Annotated in this window: 11 protein-coding genes; 3 read left to right on the forward strand and 8 right to left on the reverse strand. The window is 68.3% G+C overall.

The annotated features are described in order from the left end of the window. Positions 1-10: 10 nt before the first annotated feature. Positions 11-616 (reverse strand): DUF1439 domain-containing protein, encoded by a 606-nt coding sequence (locus VES41_RS04740; protein WP_324813656.1) that lies wholly within the window; start codon positions 614-616, stop codon positions 11-13. Positions 617-754: 138 nt separating this feature from the next. On the opposite strand from VES41_RS04740, the gene VES41_RS04745 reads away from it, so the two are divergent. Further along, positions 755-1,360 carry a class I SAM-dependent methyltransferase gene (locus VES41_RS04745; protein ID WP_324813658.1) on the forward strand — a complete coding sequence of 202 codons (606 nt, stop codon included), beginning with the start codon at positions 755-757 and terminating at the stop codon, positions 1,358-1,360. Here VES41_RS04745 and VES41_RS04750 read toward each other — a convergent pair whose 3' ends face one another. Beyond that, positions 1,361-1,684, reverse strand: a complete 324-nt coding sequence (locus tag VES41_RS04750; protein WP_324813660.1) for a hypothetical protein — start codon at positions 1,682-1,684, stop codon at positions 1,361-1,363. Between the two features lie 208 nt (positions 1,685-1,892). Here VES41_RS04750 and VES41_RS04755 point away from each other — a divergent pair, with 208 nt between their 5' ends. Next, the gene (locus tag VES41_RS04755) at positions 1,893-3,089 is read left to right on the forward strand and encodes a formylglycine-generating enzyme family protein (RefSeq protein WP_324813663.1); all 1,197 of its coding nucleotides are present in this window, start codon (positions 1,893-1,895) and stop codon (positions 3,087-3,089) included. 1 nt (position 3,090) lies between these two features. Beyond that, complete coding sequence (gene shkS, locus VES41_RS04760) at positions 3,091-4,527, forward strand: surface-behavior sensor histidine kinase ShkS (RefSeq protein ID WP_414719027.1); 1,437 nt, start codon at positions 3,091-3,093, stop codon at positions 4,525-4,527. Between the two features lie 64 nt (positions 4,528-4,591). Here shkS and VES41_RS04765 read toward each other — a convergent pair whose 3' ends face one another. The 6 genes from VES41_RS04765 to VES41_RS04790 all read right to left on the reverse strand — a co-directional run bounded on the left by VES41_RS04765 (position 4,592) and on the right by VES41_RS04790 (position 9,903). Next, positions 4,592-5,194, reverse strand: a complete 603-nt coding sequence (locus tag VES41_RS04765; RefSeq protein WP_324813667.1) for a response regulator transcription factor — start codon at positions 5,192-5,194, stop codon at positions 4,592-4,594. 85 nt (positions 5,195-5,279) lie between these two features. Further along, positions 5,280-6,608 (reverse strand): tryptophan--tRNA ligase, encoded by a 1,329-nt coding sequence (locus VES41_RS04770; protein ID WP_324813670.1) that lies wholly within the window; start codon positions 6,606-6,608, stop codon positions 5,280-5,282. 31 nt (positions 6,609-6,639) lie between these two features. After that, positions 6,640-7,314, reverse strand: coding sequence for a site-2 protease family protein (locus tag VES41_RS04775; RefSeq protein WP_324813671.1), 675 nt, complete (start codon positions 7,312-7,314; stop codon positions 6,640-6,642). A 56-nt stretch (positions 7,315-7,370) separates the two neighbouring features. Beyond that, complete coding sequence (locus VES41_RS04780; RefSeq protein WP_324813673.1) at positions 7,371-8,009, reverse strand: L-threonylcarbamoyladenylate synthase; 639 nt, start codon at positions 8,007-8,009, stop codon at positions 7,371-7,373. 13 nt (positions 8,010-8,022) lie between these two features. Beyond that, the gene (locus tag VES41_RS04785) at positions 8,023-8,922 is read right to left on the reverse strand and encodes a DMT family transporter (protein WP_324813681.1); all 900 of its coding nucleotides are present in this window, start codon (positions 8,920-8,922) and stop codon (positions 8,023-8,025) included. Between the two features lie 126 nt (positions 8,923-9,048). Continuing rightward, positions 9,049-9,903: a 3',5'-nucleoside bisphosphate phosphatase gene (locus VES41_RS04790; RefSeq protein ID WP_324813675.1), complete on the reverse strand. Its 855-nt coding sequence runs from the start codon at positions 9,901-9,903 to the stop codon at positions 9,049-9,051. Positions 9,904-10,136: the final 233 nt, after the last annotated feature.

A 10,136-nucleotide genomic window follows, 5' to 3' on the forward strand; every position in this document is an offset into this window, starting at 1 on the left:
CCGGCGCCGGCTACTTGAGCATGACCTTGACCATGTCGTCGGCGATGCTGATGGCCTCGACGCCGTACGTCTTGCGGCCAAAGCGCAATTCCTCGGGCTTGAACGTGTGCAGCGCGTATCCCTGGAGCAACTGCTGGGCCACCGCCGCCCCGATGCGCTGCAACTGCTCGGCGTCGCGCCCGTGCACCCCCTCGAGCTCGACCTTATCGGCGCGGGGGTCCTGCAGGCGCAGCGACAGCGTGTCGGCGTCCCAGCGCAGGGCGCTGCTGACCGCCAACCGGCCCGGTACGCTGGATGGCTGCAGCAGCGGACTGGAGATGGTCAGGCGCGCGGCCAGCGTGGCCCGGCCGGCGCTGCCGTCGAGCGACAGGCGCGGGTCGCGCAGCGTCACGCTGAAGATCTCGGCATAGCGTTCGGTCAGGGGAAACCGCTTCGAAACCTCCGCCTGCAGTTCGTCGCGCGTGGCGGTGTATTCGTTCAGGAAGAAGTTGAAGCCGGCGTGTGCGGCCAGCGGCGCGGCGGCCGTCAGGGCGATGGCGGCGCCGGTCGCCAGCACCAGGCGCCGGCGCGACGGGGCGTCGGCCGGCGCCGTCGAACGGGGTGAACAGGGCAGCATGGCAATGAGCTTGCCACATGGCGCGCGTGCCTGCGTGTCGGGCAATGCCGTGCCTGCGACCCTGGTCGACAATGACCGGAATCTTCGTCCCTCGCCGCCGCCTCGCGCGAGCGAGCTGGATGAACCTGGAGGATCCCGATGAAATCAGTCGATGCCACCGCGTTCGACGCTTCCTACTACCAGCGCTACTACTTCGACCAGAAGACCAAGGTGGCGGACCCGCGGCATGTCGAGAGGCTGGGCGCCTTCGTCTGCGCCTACCTGAAATACCTGCGCGTGCCAGTGCAACGGGTGCTCGACGTCGGGTGCGGCATCGGCCTGTGGCGCGACATCATGGCGCGCCACTTTCCGCAGGCCACCTACCACGGCGTGGAGGTCAGCGAGTACCTGTGCGAACGGTACGGCTGGGAGCGCGGGTCGGTGGTCGACTACCGGGCGTCGCGGCCGTTCGATCTGGTGATCTGCCAGGGCGTTCTGGCGTACCTGAGTCCCGCGGACCTCAAACGGGCGCTGGCCAACCTGGGGGCGCTGAGCCAGGGAGCAGCGTACGTGGAGGTGGTGGCGCGCGAGGACTACGAACGCGACATCGTCGACGAGACGCTGACCGATCCGCAACTGTTCCGGCACGGCGCCGAGGTCTACCGGCGCGGCCTGGCCCGGCACTTCATGCAGATGGGCGGGGGCCTGTGGCTCAGCCGGCGCTCGGACGTGCCGGTGTTCGCGCTCGAATGCGCCGCGGAGTGATCAAGGTTCCAGATCCGCAAAGCCGGTATCACCGGTATGCGGCCGGGCCAGCCATTCGGCGAGCCAGTATTCGATGCGCGCGTGTACACGCGCCTCTGCGGCGGCGCGGTCCGTGCCGTAGCGGGCAATGACGACACGGCAGCGCATCTGGCCGCCTTGCCACAACTCGGCCGTTCCGCCCAGTTCGCCGTCGGCGTCGGGTGCCAGTGCCAGTGCGAGGCGCCATCCTGCAGGCAGGCGCGCCGAAGCGGCGTCTGCCGCGGCGGACGGTTGCTGCTGTAGCGATGTGTTGTCCACACCGCCCGGATCGTTCTCGGGTGCCACTGGAACTTCTCCTGCCGACTCCGCTTCTCGGGCGGCAAGCATAGCCCCAATCGACCAGGGGACCGGGCGGCAGGAAATCCGGCCGAAACCTTTGCTGCACCTGCTGGCGCGCTCTTGATACAGTGCCGGCATGGGTCGACGCAAGAATTCTTCATCCGCTGGAAGCAGCCGCCATGCAGTAGCCGCCTCGGCCCCCGGGTCCGACGGTATGGCTGCGACCGCGGCGCGCGCCGGCGCCGGCCGGCGCAACTGGTTGCTCGGGGTGGTGGTTCTGGCATGTGCCGCGGGCGGCTACGGGGCAGTGCGCTGGCTGACGGCTGCGCCATCCGGACCGAACGTCGTGGTCGGAGACGGCAGGAGCGGCCCGGCCGACATGGTCTGGATTGCCGGCGGACAGTTCCAGATGGGCAGCGAAAGCAACGTCGCGCAGGCCAACGAGCGGCCGGCCCATCCGGCCCGCGTCCATGGTTTCTGGATGGATCGCCACCACGTGACCAATGCGGAATTCCGCCGCTTCGTCGAGGCCACCGGCTACAAGACCACCGCGGAACTGCCGCCCGACTGGGAGACCCTCAAGCCGCAACTGCCGCCGGGCACGCCCAAGCCGCCCGCCAGCGCGCTGGTGGCTGGCGCCATGGTGTTCGTCGGCACGGCCGCGCCGGTCGACTACAGCGATTTCTCGCGTTGGTGGCGCTACCTTCCGGGCGCCGACTGGCGCCACCCCACCGGGCCGGACAGCAACATCGAGGGCAAGGACGACCACCCGGTGGTCCAGGTGAGCTACGCCGATGCGGTGGCCTATGCCAAGTGGGCCGGCAAGCGCCTGCCGACCGAGGCCGAATGGGAATATGCGGCCCGCGGTGGATTGGCGCAGGCGACGTACGTCTGGGGCGACGAGTTCACGCCCGGGCGCAAGCAGATGGCCAACGTCTGGCAAGGCCAGCAGCCGCGCCAGTTCCCGGTCGTCAGCGCCAAGGCCGGCGGTGCCGTGGGCACGAGCCCGGTGGGCAGCTTCCCGGCCAACGGCTATGGCCTGGTCGACATGACCGGCAACGCCTGGCAATGGGTGGCCGACTGGTACCGGGCCGACCAGTTCGCGCGCGAGGCGAAGCGCCTGGACAGCAACGTGGCAGACGACCCGAAAGGGCCCGACGACAGCTTCGACCCCACCGAGCCGGGTGTGCCCGTCAACGCTCCCAAGCGGGTGACGCGCGGCGGGTCGTTCCTGTGCAACGAGGACTACTGCATGAGCTATCGGCCGAGCGCGCGGCGCGGCACCGATCCCTACACCAGCATGTCGCACCTGGGCTTTCGCCTGGTGATGGACGAGGCCGACTGGAAGGCCATGCAGCAGCAGAACAAGACGCGGGCCGCGTCGATTCCGGGCGGTGCACGTGGCAGCTGAAATGCGCGGCAGTTCGGCTTTCGCGGGCCTGGGCAACTCCTCCTTCGCCAACCTGACGCCGGCGCCGGTCACGGTCGACGAGGCCGAGCCATGGGTGCGCGGCGAACTCATCCGCAGCCTGATGCGGGCTGCGCGCGGCTCGTACCTGCTGGCAGCCGCCCTGATGCCGGCGATGGTCGGTCTGGCGTGGGGACACGTGCCGCCATGGCAACTGCTGGTCTGGCTGGCCCTGGGCGCGGCCGCGACGGGGCTGCGCGTGTGGGGCGAGCGCGTGTATTCCACGCAATACGCGGCGCGCGACTCGGCGGCGCAGCAGCAGTTCATGCAGCGCTACCACGTGCTGTGGAGCTCCAGCGCGTTCGTCTGGGGCCTGTCGATTCTGATCTTCTTCGAGCGCACCCCGCTCATCAACCAGTTCATGAGCTGGCTGATCGTGGCCGGCGTGGCCACCTTTCCGCTCAACGGCCTGTCGCTGCATCCGCCGCTGCTGCACCGCTACGTCAACACGCTGTTCGTCACCATGCTCGCCGGCGTGGTGCTACGCGCCTTCCAGATGGACCTGGACAAGCCGCATTTCAACTACGGCTTCCTGGCGCTGCCTTTGCTGCACTGGTGGATGCTGTTGCGCGCCGGCCGGCGCATCCACGAGACCGCGCGCAACAGCTTCGAACTGCTCTACCACAACCACATCCTGATCAACTCGCTCACGCAGCAGCGCCAGGCGGCGGTATCGGCCGTGGCGATGAAGAACCGCTTCCTGGCCAGCGCGGCGCACGACATGCGCCAGCCGGTGCTGGCGCTGTCGTTGTACGCCGACTGGCTGCGCAACGAGCCGGAGCTGGTGCAGGAAATCGCGCCCAAGATCGTGCGCGCCACCCACGCGGTGAACGCGTTGTTCGATTCCCTGTTCGACCTGGCGCGCATCGACTCCGGCCAGGTGCGCCTGCACATCGAGCGGGTCGACGTGCAGCAGCTGCTGCACGACCTGGAACTGCAGTATCGCCCGGTGGCCGAGGCCAAGGGCCTGAGCTTCCGGATGCACAGCTGCCCCGGCACGGTGCTGACCGATCCGATCCGCGTGCGCCGCATGATCGGCAACCTGATCGCCAACGCCATCAAGTACACGCCCGAGGGCGGCGTACTGCTGGCGTCGCGCCAGACGCGCGAGGGCCTGCGCGTGGAGGTCTGGGACACCGGCATCGGCATCGCGCGCGAGCACCTGCGCGACGTGTTCCTGGAGTTCTACAAGGTGGCCGACCACGCGGGCACGTCCGATGGATTCGGCCTGGGGTTGGCCATCGTGGCGCGCCTGTCGCACGCCCTGGGCCATCCGGTGAGTGTGCGCTCGCGGCTTGGCCGGGGCAGCGTGTTCCGCGTGGCGCTGCATGACGCGGACGAGGCGCGCGCCCAGACGCGCATCTCGGGCGCCGTGGGCTGAGCTGGCGCCGACCGCGCGGCCTTTCCCGGGCGCCGCAGGGGCCCGCCGCGCGGGGCCGGGGCCTTCAGCTGGAGGTGGACAGCAGACCGTGGCTGCGGGCGTGGTGCAAGGCCTGCGTGCGGCTCTTGACGCCCAGACGCCGGAACAGGCGCCACAGGTGCACCTTCACGGTGTGCTCGCTGATCTCGAGTTGCGTCGCGATCTCCCGGTTGCTCATGCCCTTGTCGAGCATGGCAATGAGCTGGGTCTGGCGCTTCGAGAGCTTGCCGGGGGCCGCGGGCGCGGTTTCCTCGCGTTCGTCATCGGCCGACAACAGGCCGCGCAGCGCGGCGGTGAGTTCGGCCGAACCGGCCGACTTCTCGATATAGATGTCTGCCCCGGCTTCGACGCAGGCTTCTTCCATGTCCGCGGCGGGCGAGGCGGAGTAGACCGCCACCGGCACACCCGGATAGCTGCTCTTGACCGACACCACGCCGGAGACGCCGGTGGTGTCTGGAAGCTTCAGGTCGAGGCAGAACAGGTCGGGCGTGCCGTGCTGACGCACTGCCGCCGGCAGGCGGTCCAGGCGTTCGAGTTCGACGATGTTTTCGGCGGGCCGGAGCCGGCGCAGCACCATCACGATGGCGTCGCGCATCAAGGGGTGGTCGTCGATGACGTAGATACTCATGCTGGTTCAGTCTTGGTGGGCGCCGGTGTTCTGTACTCGTTGTTGCCCGTCGAACGGGGTACCGGCGCGTTCTGTAGTCACTCCCTCACGACTCGGCTGCTGCTTGAGACAGAGTCTTTAGCACCTTGGCAGCAGCGAGCGCCGTCTCATTGTCGATGGGTTCGAGCTGATTCGCGAAAGAATTCACAAAATCGTCTGGCGATTGTTGCAATGCGCCAATAATTTGGCCGGCATCCTGAGGACTTTTGAATCCAATACTCTGCAAAAGAGTACTTCCTCGTTCATCCAGCAATTTGAAATAGAACAGGCCATCGCGCTCGCGATACTGTTTGAAACCTATCTTTGAACTGCCCTTGGACGCCTTCGCGCCCTTGACGGTCTTCGTGGCGGCGCCTTCGGCCAGGTTGCGCAGGCCGACAGCCTGGCGCAGGCGGCCCATGAACGGGCGCGAAAGGGCCCGGGCCTTCTCGGCACCGGCCAGCAGCGTGCGCTCGATCCCGGCCGGATCGGCCATCAACGACTCGTAGCGCTCGCGTAGCGGGCCGATTTCGCGGTCGATGCGCTCGAACAGCAGTTGCTTGGCGTCGCCCCAGGCGATGCCGTCGGCGAATGCGGTGCGCAGCGCCTCGGTCTCTTGTGCGCTCGCGAAGGCCTGGTAGATCTGGAACAGGGCCGATCCCTCGGTGTCCTTGGGTTCGCCCGGAGCGCGCGAATCGGTGACGATGCCCGCGATCAGCTTCTGCAGTTGCGCGCGCGGCGTGAACAGCGGGATCGTGTTGTCGTAGCTCTTGCTCATCTTGCGGCCGTCGAGGCCCGGCAGCAAGGCGACCGCGTCGTCGATCTCGGCCTCCGGCAGGGTGAAGTGCTCGCCGTAGAGGTGATTGAAGCGTTGTGCGATGTCGCGCGTCATCTCCAGGTGCTGCGCCTGGTCGCGGCCCACCGGCACCTTGTGCGCATTGAACATCACGATGTCGGCGGCCATCAGCACCGGGTACATGAACAGCCCGGCGCTGACCTCGCCGTCGGGGTCTTCGCCGCGGGCCACGTTCTTGTCGACGGCTGCCTTGTAGGCATGCGCGCGGTTGAGCATGCCCTTGGCGCTGACGCAGGTCAGCAGCCAGGTGAGCTCGGGAATTTCGGGAATGTCGGACTGGCGGTAGAAGGTCACGCGTTCGGGATCGAGTCCGCAGGCCAGCCAGGTGGCGGCGATCTCCAGGGTGGAGCGCTGGATGCGCGCGGGCTCGTCGCACTTGATGAGCGCGTGGTAGTCGGCCAGGAAGTAGAAGCTCTGGACGTCGTCGCGCCGGCTGGCCGCCACCGAGGGGCGCACCGAGCCCACGTAGTTGCCCAGGTGCGGCGTGCCGGTGGTGGTGATGCCGGTCAGGTAGCGGATGATGGAGGGGAACTCAGCCATGTCGGAAACGGGCGAATGAATGGAGGAAGGCTCAGCGCAGCAATGCGGCCAAGGGCGACATCAGCAAGTTGATGGCGTCGTAGCCGAAGCTCATCAGCGGTTGCAGCCACAGGCTGCCGACCACGCCGACGAGCACCAGGCCCATGACGATGAAGAAGCCGAACGGCTCGATGCGCGCCAGCACCATCTGCGCCTGTCCGCGCGGCAGCAGGCCGGCGAGCACCCGGCCACCGTCCAGCGGCGGCAGGGGAAAGAGGTTGAAGGCCCACATCACCAGGTTGACCAGCACGCCGGCCTGGCACATGCGCATGAAGAACGGCTCGGTGATGTTCAGGCCGCGCGCCAGCACGATCAGCAGCAGCGCCCACAGGATGGCCTGGACGAAGTTGGACACCGGACCCGCCAGCGCCACCCACACCATGTCGCGCTTGGGGTGGCGCAGGCGCGAGAAATTCACCGGCACCGGCTTGGCATAGCCGAACAGGAACGCGCCCGACGTGGCGAAGTACAGCAGGATCGGCATCAGGATGGTGCCGATCGGGTCGATGTGCTTGATCGGGTTGAGCGTCACGCGCCCGAGGACCTGGGCGGTGTTGTCCCCCAGGTGGCGCGCCACGTAGCCGTGGGCCGCCTCGTGCACGGTGATGGCGAAGATCACCGGCAGCGCATAGATGAGGACGGTTTGAACGAGTTGATTGATATCCACCGGTCGATTGTCTCAGACCGGCGCCGGCGGCCCGGCGCGGCGGCCGGGCTGGTGCACTACTGGAGCCCCAGCGGCGCCAGCGGCCCCCGGCCGAGGCGCACCACCACCGGCTCGCCGCCGGTGCCCATGGGGACCAGGTCGACCACGGTGGTCGGCTGCGACGCGCAGGCGCCTGCGTCGATCACGCCGCCGATCTGCTTCTCGAAACGTTCGCGGATGACCTGCGGGTCGTTCAGCGCCTCGGTCTCGCCGGGCGGGATGAGCGTGGTGGCCAGCAGCGGCTCGCCGTGCAGCATGATCAGTTCGCTCAGGGCGTTGTGGTCGGGCACGCGCAGGCCGATCGTCTTGCGCTGCGGGTGGCTTACCCGGCGCGGCACGACCTTGGTGGCCTCCAGCAGGAAGGCGTAGGGCCCCGGCGTGGCGGCCTTGAGCAGGCGGTACTGGCGGTTGTCGACGATGGCGTAGTTGGCCAGTTCGCTCAGGTCGCGGCACAGCAGCGTGAGGTGGTGCTTCTCGTCGATCTGGCGGATGCGGCGCAGCCGCTCGACCGCGTCCTTGTCGTCGAGGTGGCAGGCCAGGGCGTAGCTCGAGTCGGTCGGCACGGCGACGATCTCGCCGCGCGCCAGCAGCGTCGCGGCCTGCTTGAGCAGCCGCTGCTGCGGGTTGTCCGGATGAACTTCGAAGTACTGGGCCATGGCGCCGGCAAGTCTACGACTCCGTCGGCTGGATGGGTACGCGCCGCTCCTTGACCGTGAGCCAGGCGCCGGCAGCACCGCACACCGCGATCATGGAGATGCCCGCCAGCGAGACGAGGTCCGGCACCCGCGAGAAGACGATCCAGCCGCCGAGCATGGCGAAGCCGATCTGCGCGTACAGGTACGGCGTGAGCGTGGAGGCCGGCGCACGCTGGAAGGCCAGGATCAGGATGAAATGCCCCACCGTGCCCATGAACCCCATCAGGCACAGCAGCGCCCACCAGTGCCAAGAAGGCAGCGAGGTCCAGGCGAAGGGCAGGGCGACCGCGGCGATCAATGCGCCCGCCCAGCCCGTGTAGAAGTTCATCGTCAGCGGGTTCTCGGTCTGCACCAGCTTGCTGGTCAGCAGCTGGAACCAGGCGTTGGTGACGACCAGGCCGATCGGCAGCAGCATGGCCCACGAAAAGGCGCCCCCGCCTGGCCGCAGGATGACCAGCGTGCCGGCGAATCCGCCGGCCACCAGTCCCCAGCGCATGGCCGACACCTGCTCCTTGAGGACGATCGAGGCCAGCAGCGTCACCGCCAGCGGGGTGAGCAGCACGATGGCGGTGAATTCGGCCATGGGCATGTAGCGCAGGCTGAGGAAGGCGAACACGCTCGAGCCCAGCAGCAATGCGCCGCGCAGCGCCTGGTACTTGGGATGGGCGGTACGCAGCAGGGCCAGGCCGTGGCGGGGCAGCAAGACGGCGGACATCGCCAGCGCCTGGAACGCATAGCGGAACCACACGCCCATGATGACGGGAACGGCGGTGGTGGATACCTTCGTGGCGGTGTCCAGCGTGGCGAAGCAGGCGGTGGCCAGCACGACCAGGCCGATGCCCGTGAGGACCCGCTCGGCCTGCAGGTCGCGCATGCCGCGCGATGGCGCGACGGCGCTCACGAGGATGCCTCCGCCCTTGGCGCCGTGCTGCGCAGTTTCTTCGGAGCTTGGCGGGGGCTCATCGTCCCGCCGCCTGCCGGTCTCGCCAGCCGCGGCGGATCACTGGATGCGGCTTTCAAGCAGGTCCCACACCGGCTGCAGGCTGCCGGGGAGGGGCGGCAGCTGGCCGAGGTCGCAGTGGCTTTCGTCGGGGCTGTGGAAGTCGCTGCCGCGCGAGGCGGCAAAGCCGAATTCCAGGGCCTTGTCGGCGTATTCCTGGTATTCGGCCGTTGTGTGGCTGCCGGTGACGACCTCGATGGCGCGGCCGCCATGGGCCTTGAATTCGAGGAACAGCGCATATTCCTCGTTGGCGGTGAAGCGGTAGCGGCCGGGGTGGGCGATGACGGCCAGACCGCCGGCGTTGGCGATCCATTGCACCGCGTCCTTGAGCGAGGCCCAGCGGTGCGGCACGAAGCCGGGCTTGCCTTCGGTCAGGAACTTGCGGAACACCTCGGAGGTGTCGCGGCAGTGGCCGGTCTCGACCAGGAAGCGCGCGAAGTGGGTGCGCGAGATCAGTTCGGGGTTGCCGACGAACTTGAGCGCGCCTTCGTAGGCGCCGTGGATGCCGACCCGGGCGAGGCCTTCGGACATTTCTTGCGCGCGCCGGCCGCGCCCGCCACGGGTGTCGTACAGGCCTTGCGTCATGGACGCGTCGTCCGGATCGAATCCCAGCCCCACGATGTGGACGGTTTCGTTGGCGAAGGTGACGGAGATTTCGGTGCCGGTGAGATAGCGCATGCCCTGGGCCCGGGCGGCGGCCATGGCACGGTGCTGGCCGCCGACCTCGTCGTGGTCGGTCAGCGCCCACAGGTCGACGCCGTTGGCGGCGGCCCTTGCGGCCAGCTCTTCCGGGGTGAGCGTGCCGTCGGACACCACGGAGTGGCAGTGCAGGTCGGCGTTGCGGATCGGGGTCACGTGGCGATCTTATTCTTTCCTTGGCTGGCTTGTGGGGCGTGGGGGTTGTTGGGTGCCTGGCGCCTGGTGCTCGGTGCTCGGTTGCCTTGGGGGGGCCGCCCGGCCTGCGCTGCCCGCCGGCGGCCTTCACTGCGCCGGCCCCTTCGGGGCTTCCCTGCGGTGCTCGCGAAGCCGGCCTGCGCCGTGTAACTCGCTGCGTTCACTGCGTTCACTGCGCTCAGACAGACACGGCG

The organism is Variovorax sp. (assembly GCF_035634955.1).
GTDB lineage: Bacteria > Pseudomonadota > Gammaproteobacteria > Burkholderiales > Burkholderiaceae_C > Variovorax.